Source organism: Tahibacter sp., assembly GCF_032229445.1.
GTDB lineage: Bacteria > Pseudomonadota > Gammaproteobacteria > Xanthomonadales > Rhodanobacteraceae > Tahibacter.
In genome coordinates this window covers 16536-37127 of record NZ_JAVTWC010000035.1, presented here as the reverse complement: position 1 = coordinate 37127, position 20592 = coordinate 16536, and the positions used below count along the sequence as shown (strand labels likewise).

Annotated in this window: 16 protein-coding genes; 5 read left to right on the top strand and 11 right to left on the bottom strand. The window is 67.2% G+C overall.

Annotation, left to right across the window (positions count from 1 at the left end; translation table 11 throughout):
* Nucleotides 1–138: 138 nt before the first annotated feature.
* Nucleotides 139–1578: a UdgX family uracil-DNA binding protein gene (locus RUU78_RS07595; RefSeq protein ID WP_313915234.1), complete on the bottom strand. Its 1440-nt coding sequence runs from the start codon at nucleotides 1576–1578 to the stop codon at nucleotides 139–141.
* The gene (locus tag RUU78_RS07590) at nucleotides 1578–2858 is read right to left on the bottom strand and encodes a putative DNA modification/repair radical SAM protein (protein ID WP_313915232.1); all 1281 of its coding nucleotides are present in this window, start codon (nucleotides 2856–2858) and stop codon (nucleotides 1578–1580) included. The genes RUU78_RS07595 and RUU78_RS07590 overlap by 1 nt, the downstream gene beginning before the upstream one ends.
* Nucleotides 2859–3058: 200 nt before the next feature.
* Between RUU78_RS07590 and RUU78_RS07585 the strand changes: the two genes are divergently transcribed.
* Complete coding sequence (locus tag RUU78_RS07585; protein ID WP_313915231.1) at nucleotides 3059–5263, top strand: hypothetical protein; 2205 nt, start codon at nucleotides 3059–3061, stop codon at nucleotides 5261–5263.
* Between the two features lie 227 nt (nucleotides 5264–5490).
* Here the strand turns inward: RUU78_RS07585 and RUU78_RS07580 are convergent, their stop codons facing one another.
* From RUU78_RS07580 to RUU78_RS07550, 7 genes are all read right to left on the bottom strand, one after another.
* Nucleotides 5491–6183, bottom strand: a complete 693-nt coding sequence (locus RUU78_RS07580; protein WP_313915228.1) for a response regulator transcription factor — start codon at nucleotides 6181–6183, stop codon at nucleotides 5491–5493.
* A 49-nt stretch (nucleotides 6184–6232) separates the two neighbouring features.
* Nucleotides 6233–8932, bottom strand: coding sequence for a sensor histidine kinase KdpD (locus RUU78_RS07575; protein WP_313915225.1), 2700 nt, complete (start codon nucleotides 8930–8932; stop codon nucleotides 6233–6235).
* Nucleotides 8933–9034: 102 nt separating this feature from the next.
* Nucleotides 9035–9643 carry a potassium-transporting ATPase subunit KdpC gene (gene kdpC / locus RUU78_RS07570; protein ID WP_313915223.1) on the bottom strand — a complete coding sequence of 203 codons (609 nt, stop codon included), beginning with the start codon at nucleotides 9641–9643 and terminating at the stop codon, nucleotides 9035–9037.
* Between the two features lie 19 nt (nucleotides 9644–9662).
* Nucleotides 9663–11708 carry a potassium-transporting ATPase subunit KdpB gene (gene kdpB / locus RUU78_RS07565; protein WP_313915221.1) on the bottom strand — a complete coding sequence of 682 codons (2046 nt, stop codon included), beginning with the start codon at nucleotides 11706–11708 and terminating at the stop codon, nucleotides 9663–9665.
* Between the two features lie 62 nt (nucleotides 11709–11770).
* On the bottom strand, nucleotides 11771–13483 hold the full coding sequence (gene kdpA / locus RUU78_RS07560) for a potassium-transporting ATPase subunit KdpA (protein WP_313915219.1): 1713 nt from the start codon (nucleotides 13481–13483) through the stop codon (nucleotides 11771–11773).
* A gap of 13 nt (nucleotides 13484–13496) precedes the next feature.
* Nucleotides 13497–13586, bottom strand: a complete 90-nt coding sequence (kdpF, locus tag RUU78_RS07555) for a K(+)-transporting ATPase subunit F (protein ID WP_313915216.1) — start codon at nucleotides 13584–13586, stop codon at nucleotides 13497–13499.
* Nucleotides 13587–13640: 54 nt separating this feature from the next.
* On the bottom strand, nucleotides 13641–14342 hold the full coding sequence (locus RUU78_RS07550) for a TorF family putative porin (protein WP_313915215.1): 702 nt from the start codon (nucleotides 14340–14342) through the stop codon (nucleotides 13641–13643).
* 276 nt (nucleotides 14343–14618) lie between these two features.
* Between RUU78_RS07550 and RUU78_RS07545 the strand changes: the two genes are divergently transcribed.
* Together RUU78_RS07545 and RUU78_RS07540 are read left to right on the top strand one after the other, a co-directional pair.
* Nucleotides 14619–15383: a 2OG-Fe(II) oxygenase gene (locus RUU78_RS07545; RefSeq protein ID WP_313915213.1), complete on the top strand. Its 765-nt coding sequence runs from the start codon at nucleotides 14619–14621 to the stop codon at nucleotides 15381–15383.
* 140 nt (nucleotides 15384–15523) lie between these two features.
* On the top strand, nucleotides 15524–16231 hold the full coding sequence (locus RUU78_RS07540) for a DUF72 domain-containing protein (protein ID WP_313915211.1): 708 nt from the start codon (nucleotides 15524–15526) through the stop codon (nucleotides 16229–16231).
* A gap of 7 nt (nucleotides 16232–16238) precedes the next feature.
* Here the strand turns inward: RUU78_RS07540 and RUU78_RS07535 are convergent, their stop codons facing one another.
* Entirely contained in the window at nucleotides 16239–16727 is a 489-nt protein-coding gene (locus RUU78_RS07535; protein ID WP_313915210.1) for an MgtC/SapB family protein, read from the bottom strand.
* A 317-nt stretch (nucleotides 16728–17044) separates the two neighbouring features.
* Here RUU78_RS07535 and RUU78_RS07530 point away from each other — a divergent pair, with 317 nt between their 5' ends.
* Entirely contained in the window at nucleotides 17045–17938 is an 894-nt protein-coding gene (locus RUU78_RS07530) for a LysR substrate-binding domain-containing protein (protein ID WP_313915208.1), read from the top strand.
* Nucleotides 17939–18066: 128 nt separating this feature from the next.
* Nucleotides 18067–18828 (top strand): type 1 glutamine amidotransferase domain-containing protein, encoded by a 762-nt coding sequence (locus tag RUU78_RS07525; RefSeq protein WP_313915206.1) that lies wholly within the window; start codon nucleotides 18067–18069, stop codon nucleotides 18826–18828.
* 45 nt (nucleotides 18829–18873) lie between these two features.
* Here the strand turns inward: RUU78_RS07525 and RUU78_RS07520 are convergent, their stop codons facing one another.
* Nucleotides 18874–20547 (bottom strand): serine hydrolase domain-containing protein, encoded by a 1674-nt coding sequence (locus RUU78_RS07520; RefSeq protein ID WP_313915204.1) that lies wholly within the window; start codon nucleotides 20545–20547, stop codon nucleotides 18874–18876.
* Nucleotides 20548–20592 lie beyond the last annotated feature (45 nt).

The following is a 20592-nucleotide window of genomic DNA, read 5'->3' as shown; positions in this document are numbered from 1 at the left end:
GGTCGCCATGTACGGCTATCGGACTACCACGGATGAATCGAACGGCACGCTTCCATCGCTACGCGCGCGCCGGCGGGAAACGTCCACCGGTTGCCGCGTTCCTCGCGAAGTGGCCATACGTCCAGGCTGATCGCCGCGCTACGCGGCTCCGGACTGCGCTTCACCATCACGCCCGCGCAACAGACGCAGGTCACGCACGAATCCGTCGTACGCAGCGCCCTGCTCCGCCGCATCGGCCAGGCGCAGGATCCAGGATGGGTGCACGGTCGCCATCGCGCGACGACCGCCGCCGAGGTCGACCCATTGCCCGCGCTGTTGCTGCAGACGAAAACTGCTGCCGAACACCGCTGCTGCGGCCACTGCGCCGAGGCAGACGATTTGCCGGGGTGCCACCAGACGCAGCTCGTGTTCGAGCCAGCCGCTGCAGGCTTCGGCATGCCGGCGCAGCGGGTTCTTGTGCAGGCGCAGCTTGCCGCGCTGCTCGAAGCGGAAATGCTTTACGGCATTGGTGAGGAACAGCGTGTCGCGGTCGATGCCCAGTTCCACCAGCGCCCGATCGAGCAGGCGCCCGGCGGGGCCGGCGAAGGGTCGGCCGACGAGGTCCTCGCGGTCACCCGGCTGCTCGCCGATCAGCATCGTGCGCGCCTCACGCGGGCCTTCGCCCGCGACCACCTGTGTCGCCGGCTGCCACAGTTCGCAGGCGCGACACGTGGTCAGCGCATCCCGCAAGGTCGTGAGGCTGTCGGCGACCACCGGCGGCGCTGTCGTTACGCGGACGGGAATGCGCCGGCGCGGTGCGGTGGCCTCGCGCGTGAGCATCGCCTCGACGTTCGCTGCGGACTGGTTCAGCAGCTCAGGGATGAGGCGGGCCTCGGGCAGATGCTTCCAGTAACGCTTCGGCATTTCCTGCTGCATCATCCGCGGGTTCGCGCGCGCCGGGTTGTAGATGTGCGCGAAGTAGATGCGCCACAGTTCCTCATTGGCGTCATCCGCCGGCGCTTCGTCGCGATGCCCGCCGGCGCCGAGCGCCAGCGCTTCGCCGTCCCACGTGGCGCGGCGATACGGTGTCACGATTGCCCAGCGCATGCCGGCGAAGCGACGCATGAAGAACGGCGCGACACGGTCGACGATGAAGTGCTCGGGCTCGAACCACGCGAGGAACGCATCGGTTTCTCCGGGCACGGCGCGGAAGCGCACGAATGCTTTCATCTTGTGCACGTCGCGCTGTACGGCCTTGCGCAGCATCAGCGCGCGATTGATATCCGCATCGCTCGCGCGATCGAGCAGCCCGCGCTCGCCCTGGCAAAGCCGCCAGAGCACGCGATAGAGCAAGGCATAGCGCTGCGGATCGCGATGACACAGCACGGCTTCCGCCAGTTCGACGAATCCGGCCGGCACGGATGGCGCCGGATGCAGCGCTGGCGCATCGGACAACGCCGCTGCCGGCAGCAGCATGGCTTGCGCATCGCAAGGCCAGTCGATGGCATCCGGTGCTATTCCGCCGCGCAGCCCGAACCGGGCCGCGGTGCGCCAGGCGTCCAGCGACCAGACCGGCTCCACCGCCACCGCATAGCGCATCAGTCGAACAGGCCGATCTGCGTCGGCGGACGCTGCAGCTGCTGGCGCAGGCGGCGCGGATCGTCGAGCTGCTGCTGCGGGTGATGATCCGGCAGCAGCACGAACGGCAGCACCTTGCGCAGGGGTACGCGCAAGCGGGCCAGATCGTCGGCGCGCAACGCGCCGCTGCGCCGCGAAGTGATGATGCGCTGGACGTTGCGCGTGCCCAGACCAGGCACGCGCAACAGCATTTCTTTCGGTGCACGGTTGATGTCGACCGGAAATCGCTCCGGGTGCCGCAGCGCCCAGGCGAGCTTCGGGTCGATGTCCAGATCGAGCATCGTGGCCGCGCCGGCGCGCGGCGCTATCTCGTCGACCTCGAAGCCGTAGAAGCGCAGCAGCCAGTCGGCCTGGTACAGGCGGTGCTCGCGCGCCAACGGCGGCGCGCGCGGCGGCAGCCGCGACGGCGCGTCCGGAATCGGGCTGAACGCGGAATAGTAAACGCGTCGCAGGCGGAAGTTGCCGTAGAGGTTTGCGCTCGCATCGAGGATCGTGCGGTCGTCGGCCGCATCCGCGCCGACGATCATCTGCGTGCTCTGACCCGCCGGCGCAAAGCGCGGCGGCCTGCGCGAACGCTTCGTGGACGAGGCCTGCGGCTTCGGCGTGCCGGACGCGCCCAGGCCGCGCGCTTCCTTGTTTTCGTCGATGCGCCAGCGCAACTGGCCCATCGCGCTGCGGATATCAGGCAGGTTCTTCTCCGGCGCGAGCGCGGCGAGGCCTTCCGCGGTCGGCAATTCAACGTTGATGCTGAGACGGTCGGCGTACAGCCCGGCCGCGGCGAGCAGTTCCGGCGAGGCTTCCGGGATGGTCTTCAGATGGATGTAGCCGCGGAATTTGTGTTCCTCGCGCAGGCTGCGCGCGACCGCGACGAGCTGTTCCATCGTGTAGTCGCCATTGCGGATGATGCCGCTCGACAGGAACAGGCCTTCGATGTAATTGCGCTTGTAGAAGTCCAGCGTCAGCGCGACGACTTCGGCCGGCGTGAAGCGTGCGCGCGGCACGTTGCTGCTGACCCGGTTGACGCAGTAGGCGCAGTCGTAGACGCAGAAATTGGTCAGCAGGATTTTCAGCAGCGACACGCAGCGGCCGTCGGGCGTATACGAGTGGCAGATGCCCATGCCCTCGGTGCTGCCGATGCCGCCGCTGCGCAGGGAGTTGCGCTTGCCCGCACCGCTGGACGCACACGATGCGTCGTATTTCGCCGCGTCCGCGAGGACGGCAAGCTTCTTGATGAGTTCCATGGTCAGACAACGGGCGGGGCCGCCGACGATGATAGCGCGCAGTCTCAGGCAGCGAGACGCGTCGTGGCGTTCATAGTGCGGCCGATCGGTCGCTGGCGCGAAAAGTGCGACGCTGGCTTCGGATCGCGTTGCGACAGACGCGATGCCTCCCGCGGCTGCGCAGGCTACGATCCGGTTTCGAACCCTGCGATTCTGACCCGATGAACCGTATCCTGCTGCTTTCCGCTACCCGTGTGCTCGCCCTGGCCGTCGCCCCCTTCGCGCATGCGGAACCCTGGCAGCCTCTCGGTCCCGACGGCGGCGAGGTCACCGCGCTGGTCGCCTCGCCCGGCGCCAATGGTCGCGTGCTGGCGCTGACCGCGGGCGGACTGTTCAAGTCCGACGATGCCGGACGCCACTGGCAGGAAACCGGCGGCGGGCTCAGCTTCGACGTCACCTACGGCAGCAAGATCTCGCGCAGCGTGGTAACGCCACAAGAACACTACCTGTTCGAAGCCGGCGTGCGCCTCATGCGCAGCGAGGACAACGGCGACAGCTGGACGCCGACCGGCCTGTACCTGCCCAGCGGCGCCATCGCAAGCGCGATGCTCGCAATACCCGGTGGCGTGATCTATTCGTCGTATCTGGGCACGTTCCGCAGCACCGATGCCGGCACGACCTTTGCGCCGGTCCAGGGACTTCCGGTCGGACAGTGGATCGCGGTTCTGCGCATGAATCCAGACAGCCAGCATATGTTAGCCGGCACCGCAATTCGAACTCCTGGAGAACCGGCGGTCTATCGCAGCACCGACCTCGGCGTGACCTGGGTGCCGCTGCTGACGCCGGCCCAGGGCGACCCCGTCACCGACATCGTGATGGTCGACGCGCTGACCATGGCCGTGTCGCTGGGTGACCGCCTGTTCGTCAGCACCGATCAGGGCGCGACGTGGTCCCAGCGCGTCACGCTGGAATCGGCCCGCCTGGCACAGACGACGGTCGGCGGCGCCGAGCTGATCGTGTTCAACGGCCGGCAGTGCCTTCGCAGCAGCGATTTTTTCGCAACCACATACCCCTGCGACGGCGACCTGCCGCCGTCGACCTATGGCGACGGCCGGCTGGCTGAGGTCGTTGCGGTATCCGACGGCGGCAGCTATCGCGTGCTCGCCACGGCGCGAGCCATCGGCGTGATTGCACTGCAAGGCACGGCATCGGCGTGGGCACCGAGCAACGCGCAGCTGCAGGCCGAGCCACGGCGTGGACTGGCATTGGCGGCCGAAGATCCGAGCCGGTTCTGGAGCGGCCGCTCACGCAGCGACTCCGTGGCACCCGGCGTAGTCCGCAGCGACGACGGCGCGCAGAGCTGGCAAGGCAGCCTTGCCCAGCGGGCCCAGTCCATACGCACGCTGGCGCTGGATCCGACGACCCTGGCGGCACCGGGCGGGCGCACGCTGTACGCGGCCGGATCGAGCGTGCGAAGTCAGCTCGCACCGATCACCAGCGGCATCTTCAAGAGCATCGACGACGGCAGGACCTGGACGTCGCTCGATGAGGGCATTCCGCCCTACACAGGTACATTGCCTCTGACCGGCGTGATGTTGAGCAACGTGCGCAAGGTTTTGCTCGATCCGCGCTCGTGCGCCAGTCCGCCAGTCCAGGGGGCTTGCACGTCCGGTCCGCTCGGCACCGTCTATGCACTCAGCAACGGTTCGAATTCCGACCAGCGCTTCCGCGTCATCAAGAGCACGCAGGCCGGCGCGAACTGGATACCGGTCGGCACCAGCCTTCCTGATGACATCTCCGTCGACGCGTCTTATCAGAGCGTCGATCCGGTCGATATCGAGATCGACAGCAATGGAATCTTGTACCTTTCGGTATTTAGCAACCTTGAGGACGAGAAGGGCGGCATACCGACACCAACCATCACGAGCGGCGTATTCCGTAGCAACGACGGCGGCCAGACCTGGGCGCCGCGCAACGCCGGCCTGCCGCACGTCGGCGACTCGGCGACGACGACACGCGATGTGTTCGCGCTCGTGATCCACCCGCGCCAGCCGGGCGTGGTGTGGGCCTCGACGATCGAAGCAGGCCAGTCCTCGCAAATCCATCTCAGCGTCGACGGCGGCGAGAACTGGAAAGGCATCGGCACCGAACTCAAAGACTGCGATGTGCGCGACCTGCAGATCGACAGCGCCGCACCGCAGGTCCTGTATGCCGCCGGCATTGCCTTGAACGGCAGCAAGGGCTGTATCTGGCGCAGCGAGGACGGCGGCTTCAACTGGACCTCGCTCAGCGCAGGCCTGCCCGTGCACGGCGTCTACGATCTGCGCCAGCAGCCGCAGGACCACCGCCGGCTCGTCCTCGCGACGACCAGCGGTCTGTGGCATGGACTCGTGCCTTCGGACCGGATCTTCAACGACACCGAGTAGGCATAGTAACGAGGGAAGAGAAGTGAGAATCGAGCGAACGATCGGCCGCTTTTTACTCACTTCCCACTTCCCACTTCTCACTTATCTTGATTTTTTCCACACTTCCACTATAGCCGAGGACGACAGCAACGAACGAAGTGGAGAGAAACGAGCGAGCACTCGGCCGCCGTTACTCGTTTCTCACTTCTCTTCCCTCATTGTTCGCTTCTTCCCTCGTTGCTCGCCAACTACGGCGAAATCAGCCGATACCCCACGCCCGGCTCCGTATGGATCCAGCGCGGCGCGCTCGCGTCGTCACCGAGGCGCCGGCGCAGCCGGCCGATCGCCACGCGCAGATAGTGCGTATCTTCCACATGTGCGGCGCCCCAGAGTTCGACGAGTATCTGTCGCTGGGTCAGGACCATGCCCCGGTTGCGCACGAGCAGGGACAGGATCTCGAACTCCTTGCGCGGCAGCGCAATCGTGACGCCATCCAGCTGCACTTCACGTCGCGCCAGATCCACGCGCAGCCGGCCGTCGTCGAACACGACCGGCGCGGCCGGCGCGGCCGAGGCCCGCAGCAGCACGCGGATGCGCGCGCCGAGTTCCTCCACACCGAACGGTTTCACCAGGTAGTCGTTGGCGCCTGCGTCCAGCGCGCGCACTTTCTCGGCCTCGCCGGAACGCGCGGAAAGCACCAGGATGGGCACTTTGGTCCATTCCCGCAGCCGCTGCAGGACCTGATGCCCGTCCATGTCGGGAAGTCCCAGGTCCAGTACCACCAGGGCTACGCTCCGGGTAGCGGCGAGCTTCAACGCTTCGGCACCGCTGTCCGCCGACAGTGTCTCGTAACCTTGCGCCTGCAGGCTGATCTCCAGGAAGCGTCGGATCTGGCGCTCGTCGTCCACGATAAGGACGACTGCCGGACCGACCTCGCTCATGCGACGGTCATCCGCACGCAGCTCGCACCGCTTGCCCCTGCAACTGCTGTCATGTCTCGTCCTCGGCTGCTGCCGGCACAGGTACGCCGGACAGCGGAAGCGTGATGCGGATCGTGGTGCCGACCCCGCCCTCGCCCGGCAGCGCCTCCACCGACCCGCCGTGCGCGCCGATCATACCCTGGCAGATCGACAGACCCAGCCCCGTGCCGTGCTTGCCGCGATCGCCGCGTTCCACGGAATAGAACATGTCGAAGATCCGGCTGCGTTCCTCGGCCGGAATGCCGGGACCGGCGTCGATGACATCGATGCGGATTTCCTCGCCGGCCTGTCTCGCGCGGATGCGCACCGGCACGCCGGGCGGCGAAAATTTCGCCGCATTTTCCATAATGTTGAACAAGGCCTGTTCGATCAGCGCCGGATGCACGTAGAGCAACGGCAGCTCCTCGGCCGGCGCCTCGAGCGCGACGCGCACCTCCGGGAAAACCTTGCGCAGGCGCAGCACACAGGAGCCCACGATCTCCTCGACGGCCACCCAGTCGCGCGCAAGCTTGAGCGTGCCATGGCCCAGCCGGGTCATGTCGAGCAGGTTCTGGATGTAGCGGTCCAGGCGCTGGCCCTCCGACACGATGCCGCCCAGAAGCTCGTCGCGCTCGGCGGCGTCGAGCCGCGTGCCGTAGCGCTGCAGGCTTTCGGCCGACCCCAGCATGGCGGCCAGCGGCGAACGCAGATCGTGCGACACCGAGGACAGCAACGCGGCGCGCAGGTGTTCCGTTTCGCCCTGCAACCGCGCGCTTTCCAGTTCGGCGGCGAGCCGGGTGCGGGCCAGCGCCTGGGCGATGTCGTGGACGATGGCCTGGACCAGATCGCGACGCTGCGAGGACAGTACCGTCTCCTCTGCGTCGAAGCGGATCGCGACCACGCCAAGCCGCGCACCGTCGTCGACCAGCGGCAACAGCCAGCAGGTGGCGGCGTTGAGGGTGCCGGTATAGCGTCCGGCCGGCTGATCGTGGTTCATGGCCCAGTCGGCGGCCGCGCTGTCCGTAGTGCTCAAGGTCATCGATCGCGGTGCGGCCGCCGCCAGGGCGAGGAGGCCCGACTCGGGCGTCAGCACGGCCACCTCGGCGTCGAATGCCTGCGCCAGGGTCTTGGCACCGATCGCAGTGACCTGGCCGGCGTCGGCAGCCGCCGCCAGTTCGCGTCCGAGTCTTCCGAGGATCCCCGCGTGCGAGTTGGCCTCGCGCAGCATCTGCACCTGCATCGACAGCCGCGTTGCCAGGCGCGAGCAGATCAGGGCAGTCGCCAGGAACAGAACGACGGTCAGTGCGTCGCCGCCGTTGGCGATGGCCAGGGTGTAGCGCGGCGGCGCAAAAAAGAAATTGTAGCCAAAGAAACAAATCATCGCGCTGAACACCGCGACGCTCATGCGTGAACGTACCGCCACGATGAGCACCGCCACCGTGAACAGCTGGGACAGATTGGACACGGACAGGACCCGGTCGGCCAGGTGAGCCAGTACCAGGGCCAGGAGGGAAACGACCAGGGCAAAACGGTAATCGCGCAGCGGCGCCTTCGGCATATGCAACGCACGGCGCGAGCGGGCGCGCGCCATCGGCGTGGCGACGATCGTGAGTTCGAAATGCGCCCCGCGCATCAGCAGTTGCTGGGTCAGTGTGCGGTTGAGCAAACGCGCCAACGGACGTTCGCGCGTACGGCCGATCACGATGGTCGCGACACTGTTGCGACCCGCATAGCCGAGCAATTCGTCGACCACATCGACACCGCTGAGGGTTTCCGTCGTGCCGCCCAGGCGCCGCGCCAGGTGCAAGGCCGCGTCCAGGCGCGTGCGGTGGTCCGCGTCGTTGTCCGCACGGCCGGAATCCACATGGACGACGGTCCATGGCGCGTGGCGTCGTTCGGCGATGCGCCGCGTGATCCGCACGAGGTACTCACTGTTCTCGCTGCCGTCGACGGCGGCCAGTACGCGGCGGCGCACCGGCACCGGACCGCCCCCCTGCGCAGCCTGGTATTCGCGCAGGTCGGCATCCACGCGATCAGCGACCGTCTGTACGGCCAGTTCGCGCAGCGCGGTCAGGTTGGATGCGGTGAAAAAGCGCTCCAGCGCGCTGGCGGCCAGCTCCGGCAGATAGACCTTGCCCTGGCGCAGGCGCGCGATCAGCTCCCGTGGCGGCAGGTCGATCAGCACCACGTCCGCAGCGCGATCGAAGAACGCGTCCGGCACGGTCTCGCGCACGCGCACGCCAGTGATCTGCTGGACGACGTCGTTGAGGCTTTCCAGATGCTGGATGTTGACCGTGGTGTAGACGTCGATGCCGGCGCCGAGCAGTTCCTCGATGTCCTGATAGCGCCGCTCGTGCCGGCTTCCGGGCACATTGCGGTGGGCCAGTTCATCGACCAGGATCAGCCGCGGTTTGCGCGCCAGCGCCGCATCGACATCGAACTCGTCGTGCGCCCGGCCGCCGCTGGCGGGCCGGCGCGGCAGCAACTCCAGACCCTCCAGCAGCGCCTGCGTTTCGGCACGCCCGTGGGTTTCCACCAGACCGACAACGACATCGATGCCCTGCCGCATGAGCTCGCGCGCCGCGGAAAGCATCGCGAATGTCTTGCCGACCCCGGGCGCGGCGCCCAGGAAGACCTTGAGCTGGCCGGCTTCCTCGCGCTCGATCTGATCGAGCAAGGCATCGGCCTTGGCACGGCGCGATCGGTTGTCGGCAGTCGTCGCTTCAGGCATCGGGTTCACTCTGCACTGCATTGCCCATGAAAGCGGGCGCCAATGAAAGCGCGTTGCCTCCGCGCCGCGCTGCTATGGCGCGAAGCGGCGGCGCAGCAGGGTTTACTGCCTCGCACTGCGCGCGTCCAGTGCCAGGTTCAGCTCCAGCACGTTGACGCGCGGTTCGCCCAGCACGCCGAGCGTGCGCCGCTCCGTATGACGGTGGACCAGCGCGACAACCTCGTCGGCCGGCAGCCCACGGGCAAGCGCCACGCGCTTGACTTGGACTTGCGCACCGGCCGGCGACACATGCGGGTCGATGCCCGAACCCGATGTGGTGATCAGGTCGCCCGGCAACGACAGGGCCGGAACGCCGTCCCGCGTCGCCACCGCGGTCGAATCCTTGGCCATGCGTTCCCGCAGCGCCGGATTGCTGCTGGCCAGGTTGCTACCCGACACCGCCTTGGGATCGAAGCTGGCCGCCGAAGGCCGCGGCTGGAAATAGCGCGCATCGGCAAACGGCTGGGCCACCAGGCTCGACCCGACCACGCGTCCGTCGCGCTCGATCAGGCTGCCGTTGGCCTGGTGCGGAAACAGCCATCCGCCGAGCAGCGTGGCGACGGTCGGATACACCAGGCCACAGACGACGACGAACAGCGCGCTGCCGGCCAGCGCGGGCCAGGCACCGCCACCGCCGCTATCGGGTTTCCTTGTGGATTTAATAGCATTCATGGCTTTCTCCAGAATCGTTTCAACGCGCGCCGGTGGCGGCGGCGAGCAACAGGTCGATCAGCTTGATGGCGACGAACGGGAGCACGACGCCGCCGACGCCGAACACCAGCATGTTCCGGCGCAGCAGCGACTCGGCGCTGCCCGGCTTGAACGACACGCCGCGCAGGGCCAGCGGAATCAATGCCGGAATGATCGCGGCGTTGAAGATCAGCGCGGCCAGCACGGCGTTGACCGGCCCGGACAGGTGCATGATGTCCAGCGCCGCCATGCCGGGTATCGCCGCGACGAAGATCGCCGGAATGATGGCGAAATACTTCGACACGTCGTTGGCGAGAGAGAACGTGGTCAGCGCACCGCGCGTGATCAGCAGCTGCTTGCCGATCTCCACGACGGCCAGCAGCTTGGTCGGATCCGAATCGAGATCGACCATGTTGCCGGCTTCCTTGGCCGCCTGCGTGCCCGAGTTCATGGCCAGGCCGATGTCGGCCTGCGCGAGCGCCGGCGCATCGTTGGTGCCGTCGCCGACCATGGCGACCAGACGTCCTTCCGCCTGTTCCGCCCGGATCCGTGCGAGCTTGTCCTCGGGTTTGGCTTCGGCGAGGAAATCGTCCACGCCGGCCTCGGCGGCGATCGCCGCGGCGGTCAGCGGGTTGTCGCCGGTGATCATGACGGTGCGCACACCCATCGCGCGCAGCTGGGCGAAGCGTTCGCGCACGCCGTGCTTGACGATGTCGGCCAAGGCGATGACGCCGAGCACGCGGTTGCCGTCGGCCACGACCAGTGGCGTCGCGCCACCGCGGGCGATGCGGTCCACGGCCGCATCCAGGTCGGACGGTACGGAAATCTGCACGGTCTTCGCCCAGCCGACGATCGAGCTCTTCGCACCCTTGCGGATATGGCGCGTGCCGAGATCGACACCCGACATGCGCGTCTCCGCACTGAACGGAACGAACACCGAATCGGTCATGTCGCCGGCAATCGCGCCCTGCGCCTGGGCCAGCGCGACGATCGACTTGCCTTCCGGCGTGGGATCGGCCAGCGAAGCGAGCAACGCCGCTTCGCGCAGGTCCGGCACGCGCGCGCCGCCGACCGCGATGAACTCGGTCGCCCGGCGGTCGCCCAGCGTGATCGTGCCGGTCTTGTCCAGCAGCAGCGTGTCGATGTCGCCGGCCAACTCGACCGCCTTGCCGGACTTGGCGATCACGTTGGCCTCCAGCGCGCGGTTCATGCCGGCGATGCCGATGGCCGGCAGCAGGCCGCCGATCGTGGTCGGAATCAGGCAGACCAGTAGCGCCACGAGCACGACGACATCAATGTGCACATTGGCAAACTCACCCATCGCGGGCAGGGTCACGACGACGATCAGGAACACCAGGGTCAGCGCCGCGAGCAGCACCGTGAGCGCCAGTTCGTTCGGCGTCTTCTGGCGCTGTGCGCCTTCGACCAGCGCGATCATGCGGTCGAGAAAGCTCTCGCCGGGCTGCGCGGTGACTCGCACCTTGATCTCGTCGGACAGCACCGTCGTACCGGCGATGACGCCGGACCGGTCGGTGCCGGCTTCGCGCAGGACGGGAGCGGATTCACCGGTGACCGCCGCTTCGTTGATGGAAGCCACACCCTCGACGATTTCACCGTCGGCCGGGATCTGCTCGCCGGCGCTGACCACGACGATGTCATCGGGGCGCAGTTCGGCCGCAGGCAGGTATTCGAACTGGCCGTTGCGCCAGCGCCGGCCGACCAGTTGCGAGCGCGCCGCACGCAGGCTGGCGGCCTGGCCGCGACCTCGAGCTTCGGCCACGGCCTCGGCAAAGTTGGCGAACAGCACAGTGACGAACAGGATCAGCGCGACGACCATCGCGTAGAGCCACGGCTGGCCCTCGACGATGGCCTTTACCGACAGCGCGGCGGTGATGACGGTGCCGACGAGCACCACGAACATCACCGGATTCTTCATCGCGGTACGCGGCGTGAGCTTGATGAAGGCGTCGCGCACGGCTTCCTGCAGCGCCTGCGCGGTGAAGCGGGCCGCGTGCGCCTTGACGCCATGACGGGATGAGGTTTGCATGATTGTTCTCGATGCGATTTAGGTCAGGCGCTCCCGCCCTTGCGAGCGGGGGCGGTCGTCGATCACGGACTCGCAAGCATCAGCTGCTCACCCACGGTGCCCAGCACAAGTGCGGGCAGGTAGGACAGCACGGTGATCACCACGATGACGGCGATCATCGTGGCGCCGAAGGTGGCGCTCTCGATGTTCAGGCTGCCCGCGGTCTGCGGGGCTTGGCGCTTTCGCGCCAGGCTGCCGGCGACCATGAGCGGAATGATCAGGCAGGGATAGCGGCCGAGCAGCAGCGTCACCGACGCGGTGAGGTTCCACCAATAGGTCGCGTCGCCGAGCCCCTCGAAGCCCGAGCCGTTGTTCGCATAGGCCGAGGTGTACTCGTACAACACCTGCGCGATGCCGTGCAGACCAGGATTGGAATTGCCGGCCACATCGGGAATCACCAGCGCCAGCGCGGTGAAGCCGAGGATGGTCAGGCTCTGCAGCACCACGAGGAACGACAGCAGGCGCACCTCGGCCGTCTCGAGCTTGCGACCGAAGACCTCCGGTGTCCGCCCGATCATGAGGCCCGCAATGAAGATGCTCAGCAACAGGAACACCAGGAAATTCACCATGCCGCAGCCGATGCCACCCCAGGTGGCATTGATCAACATGTTGAGCAGCACCACCGTCCCCGCCAGCGGGTTGAGCGAGTCGTGCATGGCGTTGACCGAGCCGTTCGAGGTCTGCGTGGTGACGGCTGCCCACAGCGCCGAGCCTTCGGCGCCGAAACGCACTTCCTTGCCTTCCAGGTTGGGACCAGGCGCGGCCAGTCCGGTCGTGGCTGCGTTGGGCTGCTGCTCGGAATACAGCGCGGCCCCCAGGGATGCCAACGACAAGGTCGCCATCACACCGAATACCAATGCGGTGAGCCGGCGCCGCCCGGTGAATGGCCCGAGCATGAACACCACAGCAAGCGGGATGATCACGATGGCCATGATCTCCAGCGCATTTGCCAGCGGTGTGGGATTTTCCAGCGGCACTGTGCTGTTCGGTCCATACCAGCCGCCACCGTTGGTGCCCAGCTGCTTGGTCGCGACCATCGCCGCCACCGGGCCGACCGGAATCGTCTGCTCGGCCATGCCCGCGCTCGCGTCGATGGGTTGTGCCGTCTTCGCACCGGCGAAAGTACTCGGCACGCCTTGCATCGTCAGCGCGAGCGCCAGCAGCAGCGACAGCGGCAGGAAGACGCGCAGCGTCAGCCGCGTCACGTCGACCCAGTAGTTGCCGAGGTCGCGCGCCTCGCCTTCCTGCGCGGTGGCCGCGTCGCGCCCGCCGAACAGCCCGCGCAACATCGCCGCGGCGATGCCCAGGCCCATCATCGGCGTGAGTACCTGCAGGCTCACGATGCCGATCGTCTGCGACAGGTACGACAACTGCGCCTGACCGGAATAGTGCTGCTGGTTGGTGTTGGTCAGAAACGAGATCGCGGTATGCAGCGCGAGATCCCAGCGCATGCCCGGCACGTTGTCCGGATTCAGCGGCAGCAGATGCTGGAACATGAAGACGAGCCAGGCGAACACGCCCAGCACGGCATTGCTGAGCAGAAAAGCCAGCGCATAGCCGCGCCAGGTCATGCCCTGCTGCGGATCCACGCGCAAGACGCCGTAGATCATGCTTTCGATCGGCGCGAACACCACGTCGGTGCGGCTCGCGTCGCCCTTGAGCACGCGCGCGAGGTAGCGTCCCAGCGGCCAGGCCAGCGCCACCGACACGGCAAGAATCAGAATCACTTCAGCCACGGCACGCTCCCGGTCAGAACTTGTCCGGCCGCAGCAGCGCGACCAGCAGGTAGCCCCCGAGCGCAAGACTCAGGAGCAGGAGAAGAACGGTCAATGCGCTCATGGCGCCCCTTTTGTTGTGATGGAAATGCATCGCCCTCGACCGGGCGATGCCTGATCAGAAGTTCCAGGTGACAGCGGCTTCGAAACGGCTGCCGGCGACGCCGGGGAAAATCCGCTTGGCGCTGTCGGTGGTCCAATGACCCGAGGCACGCAGGTCGACGCTGCCGAGGGTGTAGATCGCCGAGAGCTGGGCGCGGCTGTAGCTGTCGCCGTAGGCATCGTCGAGGTCGTAGTGCGCCGCAACCGTTTCCAGGCGGAACTCATCGGTGATTGGGAACTTCGCCCCGACTTCGACGTAGATGCCACGCTCGCCGCTGGCCAGCGCGTTGTCCGACCAGCCGAGCATCGCCCACCAGCGCTGGTCCAGCGTCAGGGTGGTGATGACCTCGTTGTAGTCGAGATTCAGCGGTGCGCGCGTACCCGGATAGGTGAAGCGCGTGAGGTTGACGTCGAGGTTCCAGCGCTGCGCGAACGTGCGGTTCCAGCCGGCCACCAGATCGACCTCGGCATCGCTGCCGACAGCGTCGCCGTAGTCGACCGTCGACGCCCAGGCGGCGCCGTAGAAGCCGGAATCGAAGGCGACTTTGCCGCCGAGCTGCGGAGCGACGTCGCCCTGCGTCTGGGAGATGCCGCGGAACACGTAATCGCTCGTCAGCGTGGCGGAACCGCTGAAGTCAGCCGCCCAGGCGCACGGCGCCGCACAGCCTGCGGCGACGACGATCGCGGCACCGAGATAATTTTTTGCAGGAGCTTTCATCGCCAGCGGACTCTTTTCCACTCCGGAATGGAGCGGGGAAAGTCTCCTCCCGGACCGCGTAAATAGACTAGATGCAATCCGGGCTGCCGGCGTAACGGCAGCGTAAATTCGTCGCGCCGAAGCGGCATTTCACGGTCCCGCTGTGGCGCCTGGGTGCGGCGCGAGCCGCGTCGACCATGGCACGCGAGGACATCGATCCCGCTGCACGCAAGAAGCGGATGGCCAGGGCCGGCGCCACGGCCTACGCTCGCGTTTTGCCATCAGGATCAGGAAGCCGTGGACGCCAGCATTCCGCAGGACCGTTATTCAGATCGCACTGACGGCGCAGCACCGGTTCCGCTCACCGACCGCATCGCCGCCCTGCCCTGGCACGCGTTGTCCGGGACGCTGGACGCACACGGCAACGCGCTGATTCCCGGCCTGCTGTCGGGCGAGGAATGCGCCGCACTGACCGCGCGCTACGACGACCACGCGGCGTTCCGCAGCCGCGTCGTCATGTCGCGCTACGGCTTCGGCAGCGGCGAATACAAGTACTACGCCTATCCGCTGCCGGCCGTTGTCGGGGGCCTGCGGTCGGCGTTCTATCCTCGCCTCGTCGACGTGGCGAACCGCTGGAACGAAGCGTTGGATGACGCCACGCGCTATCCGGCGTCGCATACCGATTTCCTCGCGCGCTGCCACGAGGCCGGCCAGCAGCGCCCGACCCCGCTGATGCTCAAGTACGGCAGCGGCGACTACAACTGCCTGCACCAGGATCTCTATGGTGAGCAGGTGTTTCCGCTGCAGGTCGCCGTGCTGCTGTCGCAGCCGGGCCGCGATTTCAGCGGCGGTGAGTTTGTCCTGACCGAGCAGCGTCCGCGCCAGCAGTCGCGGGTCGAGGTCGTACCGCTGCAGCAAGGCGACGCGGTCGTCTTCGCGGTGAGCCACCGGCCTGCCCAGGGAACCCGAGGCGCCTATCGCGTCAACCTGCGCCACGGTGTCAGCCGCGTCCGTTCAGGCCAGCGCTTCACGCTCGGCGTGATCTTTCACGACGCGACCTAGGATGGCCTGCGGCAATGCCGCGCAGAATTTCGTACGTACTCCCCTGGGAGCTTTGGCTCAGGGCTGAAACTCACTGGCCCGGACCCACGCGTTGCGCGACCATCGCCGCGGGCGACGAAGCCCGCACGCGGAGCCCGCCAATGTCGCTACGCCTCTATGCCGGAGCCAGCGGCTATTCGTTCAAGGACTGGAAAGGCGTGTTCTATCCCGCCGCGCTGAAGTCCGACGCGATGCTGGCCTACTACGCCGGGCACCTGCCGACGGTCGAGCTCAACAACACCTTCTATGCCATGCCGCGGCTGGCCAACGTCGAGCGCTGGGCGGCGAGCGTTCCCGCGCGCTTCCGTTTCTCGATCAAGGCACCCGGTGCGATCACGCACAAAGCCAGGCTCAGCGCCGGCGCGTACGACGCGCTCGACACGTTCTATGCGGCTATCGCCGGGTTCGGCAGCAAACGAGGACCAGCGCTGTTCCAGCTGCCGCCTGCCATGAAGAAAGATCTGCCGCGCCTGCGGGATTTTCTGCAGCGCCTGCCGGAAGATCACCGCGCCGCGTTCGAGTTCCGCCACGGCAGCTGGTTCGCCGACGAGGTCCATACCGCGCTCGCTGACGCCGGCGCGACGCTCTGCGTGTCGGAACGGGAGGATGCAGGCCCGGCACCGCTGATCGACGCTACGCCCTGGGGCTATCTGCGGCTGCGCCTGGAAACGTATACGAAGCCGCAATTGACAGCCTGGTGGAAACGCCTGCGGGCCACATCGTGGCAGACCGCGTACGTGTATTTCATGCACGAGCCGACGGCGCCGGAGTATGCCGCGACCTTGCTGCAGATCGCCGAGGACGGCTAGCGGGAAATCAAGGCTTGGCGTCGGGCTGCACGACGGGCGTGCCGCCATCCGGGCGCTTGGATTTCTTGCTGTCCGCAAAATTCAGCACGGTCAGCACCAGCAGCGTGAGCAACGTGACCGCGAGCGACAGCACGTAGTAGCCGAAACCGACCGCAACGCCGACGATGGCGACCATGAGCAGTGACGCCGCCGTGGTGATGCCGGCGACCGTTGCGCCTGAGCGTGCGGCGAAGATGGTGCCTGCGCCAATGAAGGCGACGCCGGAAACGACGGATTCGACGAGGCGCAGCGGATCGATCGTGATGAAGGAGCTGCCGCGATAGCGCGAATCGAACATCAGCAGCTCACCGATCTCGATCAGCAAGGTCGCCGCGCCGGCCACGAGCATATGGGTGCGGAATCCCGCAGGCCTGTCCTTGAGTTCGCGCTCGTAGCCGATGACGCCGCCGAGCACCATCGCATAGGCCGTGCCGGCGACGACCCACCACTGATTCATGATATCCATGAGCCCGACGGTGCCGGCGTCGCCGTCAAAGTGACGTCAACGCCTACGCAAACATGGCCAACGGAAACCGATCGCAGGCCGCCACGACGGCCGAGCAGCGGCGGCATGCTCCGGCGCGCCAGCGCCGGCACCGCGAGCCAGCCGGTAGGCTTGTGTGTCGCACGTCGGGAGGTTCGGCCATGAGCCCTCGGCCAGTGTGGGCGGCATTCGCAGCGATCTCTCCTCAACCGGAAGGCCTGCTGTCTTCTTGCCAGCGTTGTTGAGAGAACCTAGTGTCGACGCACACAATATTTGCGCCGGACGCAAGAATGAAAACGACGCTGGATGAGCTGCAGGTCTTCGCCGCGGTGGTCGACACGGGCTCCATCACCGCCGCCGCCGAACGACTCGGCCAGACCGTTTCCGGCGTCAGCCGCGGCTTGAGCCGGCTCGAGGAAAAACTCGCGACGACACTGCTGCGCCGGACCACGCGGCGGCTGGAGCTGACCGAGGAAGGCGCCGTGCTGCTGCAGCGCGCTCGCCTGATCATCGACGCGGTCGACGAAGCCGAGGAAGCACTCGCGCTGCGCCAGCAGCAGCCCGCGGGCCGCCTGCGCGTGGATACCGCCGCGCCGTTCATGCTGCATGTCGTCGTGCCGCTCGTGGCCGGCTTCCGCGCGCGCCATCCGCAGGTCGAACTGGAACTGCATACCAGCGATCTCATCACCGACCTGCTCGAACACCGCACCGATGTCGCCCTGCGCATCGGCAGCCTGCGCGACTCCACGCTGCATGCACGGCCGCTGGGCACGAGCCGGCTGCGCGTACTCGCCAGTCCAGCCTATCTCGCACGCGCCGGCCGGCCGACGATCAGAACGCTGGCGCGGCACAGCCTGCTCGGCTTCAACCAGCCCGAATCGCTGAATCACTGGCCGCTGCGCCACGACGGCGGCGAGCGCCTGCACATCCGGCCCAGCCTGCTCGCCTCCAGTGGCGAAACCTTGCGCCAGCTCGCGCTCGCCGGCGAAGGCCTCGCCTGCCTGTCGGACTTCATGACGGCCGGCGATCGCGCGTGCGGCGCGCTCGTGCCGGTGCTGGCGCGCGACACGGTCGAGGTGCGCCAGCCGGTCAATGCGGTCTATTACCGCAATACCGCGCTCGCTGCGCGGATCCGCTGCTTTCTGGACTATCTGTCCTCGCAGATACGTGACGGCTGGCAGTGAATGCGAGGCGGGCACCTTGATTGTTGCCGCGACCGCAAGGATCTCTTGTCGCGAAGCCGCTGTTTCGGCAGCACCGCGCCCGCTACCGTGGGTCCTTCCCCTTCATCGTCCCCGCACCAGGAGTTGCCATGAGTTCCCTGATCGCCACGTTGTTGCTAGGCATGACGGCCAGCGCCGCCCCGCCTGCCGCCGTTAACCGGGCTACGCTCAAACCGGTTCTGATCGTACTCACCAGCCATGGCACCAAAGGCGCCAGCGGCAAGCCGACCGGCTTTTATCTCGGCGAACTGACCCATCCTCTGGCCGTGTTCGATGCCGCCGGCATTCCGGTCGAGCTCGCGTCGATCCAGGGTGGAGAGCCGCCCGTCGACGGCGTGGACCTCGACGATGCGGTCAATGCGCGCTATTGGAAGGATGAACAATTCCGCAGCGCGATCCGCACGACGCTACCGCTGGCCGACGCCCAACCGTCGCGCTATTCGGCGATCTTCTTCGCCGGCGGCCACGGCGCGATGTGGGACTTCCCCGACAGCCCGGCGGTACAGACCATCACGCGCGCTATCTACGAACAGGGCGGCATCGTGGCCGCGGTCTGCCACGGTCCGGCTGCACTCGTGAACGTGACGCTGAGCAACGGCGACCATCTGGTCCGCGGCAAGAAGCTCAGCGCCTTCACCGACGACGAGGAACGCGCGGTGCAGCTGGACGACGTCGTGCCGTTCCTGCTGGCCAGCCGGCTCGCCGCCAACGGCGCGCTGCACCAGCCGGCGCCGAACTGGACCGCGCAGGTCGTCGTCGACGAACGCCTCGTCACCGGACAGAACCCGCAGTCGGCGACCGGCGTCGGTGAGCAAGTGCGTGATCTCGTGCTTGCGGCGGCCGCACGCTGAGCCCCGCGCAGCGCCTCATCGGCGAGGCGCTGCGCGGAAACCGCGCTATTGGGCGCTGCGCCGGGAGTACGCCGTATCGCCGGTGCGTTCCACCGAGGCGCCGCGCACCTGCCCGCGCGCGTCGCGATGCAGCCTGAACTCGAATGGCGTGAACCCATCGCCGACGAAACGATCCGTTGCCAGGGCCTGGGCGGTGTAGCGCTTGGGCTGCTTGGAATCGTCGTCGCCCGGCAGGACCAGCGTGAGCTTACCGTCGCCGTGGACGAGTTCGAAGCCGGGATAGTCGAACGAGTCGATGAGGCCGCGGCGGATGTCGGCCGGAACGGTAGTGTCGAGTTCATAGCGCCCCGCATAGTCGGCATAGACTGGTGCCCCCAGATCGATGTCGACGACGCGCAGCGCCGAGTTGATGCCGAGTCCGATCGCATCGGAGAACGCAGCGCGGATCTCGCTGCGCAGCGGCACACCGCCGTCGCCGTTGGTCAGGATGACCAGACCGTCGCCGGTTTCCAGATAGCCTTCGATCCAGGCGTGGTAGCTGTCGTTGTCGCCGCCGTGATGAAAAACGCGCGCGATGCCCGTGCCCTCCAGCCGCGGCCCGAGGCCATGCATGCTCGGCGACACCTCGGTCATCATCTGCTGCGCGAGCGGTCGTGGCAGAAAATCCGCGCGGCCCTGGTAGCTCCTGAGCAGCACGCCGACGAAGCGGCCAAGTTCGTTCGCGCTGGTCCACAGGCCCGACGCGGCCTGCTCCGGGAAGCTCTCCCAGCCGCGCGGCAAGGCAACGCGCGCGCCATCCTTGTCATGTGCCTTGGCGATGTTGCCGCGTTGCGCCGGCAGCGGGTTGGCGAAGGTGCTGCGCGCCATCTGCAGCGGGTCGAACACTTCGCGCCGCGCGACCGTCTCGAAGTCCGCGCCACCCAGTTCCTGCAGCAGCAACTGTCCGATCATCGTGCCGCCGCCGGAATAGTCGTAGCGCGCGCCGGGTTCGTGGATCAGGCGCACCGGCCCGACCTTCGCCGGCGGCGTGCCATCCAGGGTCTGCAGCAGTGTCGGCATCGCTTCGCCGGGCTGGAAATCCGGAAACCCATGCACATCCAGGCCGGCGGTATGCGACAGCAGCATGCGCAGGCTCACGCGCGCATCGGCGATGCCGGGCTGCGGCGCGAGCTGCCACGACTTCAGGTAGGTGTTGATGTCGCGATCGAGATCGAGGCGACCGTCGGCGACGAAGCGCAGCGCCGTGGCCGCGGTCGCGATCTTGCTGACCGATCCGACCGAGAAAAGGGTGTCGGCGTCTACGGCATCGGTCGTGCCGGCCTCGCGCAGACCATAGCCGCGGGCCGCGACGACTTCGCCGTTGCGCAGCACCGCGATCGCCACGCCAGGCACCTTGTGATGCGCCATGCGTTCGGCCAACGACCAGCCGGGCAAGGCCTCGCCGGCCTTGAGCCGGTTCAGGCGCAGGCCACGCTGCAGCGGCGCGAGCGGGTCGTCGGACGTGGCCGCTGCCGCGATGGCTGCTGGCTGGGTCGATACGGCCGGCGGCGATGCCGGCGGCGACGAGGCCGACGGCGGCATGGCTGTACTGCAGGCCGTCAGCAGCGTGGCGAGCAGCGTGGACGCGCACATGCCGATTACCGTCGTTGCGCGCGCGGAAATGGCACAGACGCGCGCGCGGCGCGGATCGGCTTCCTGTCGAAAGGTGCTGCGGGACATCGGTTGCTCCGGAAGGCAGGACGAACCGCTTGGATGCGATCCCGG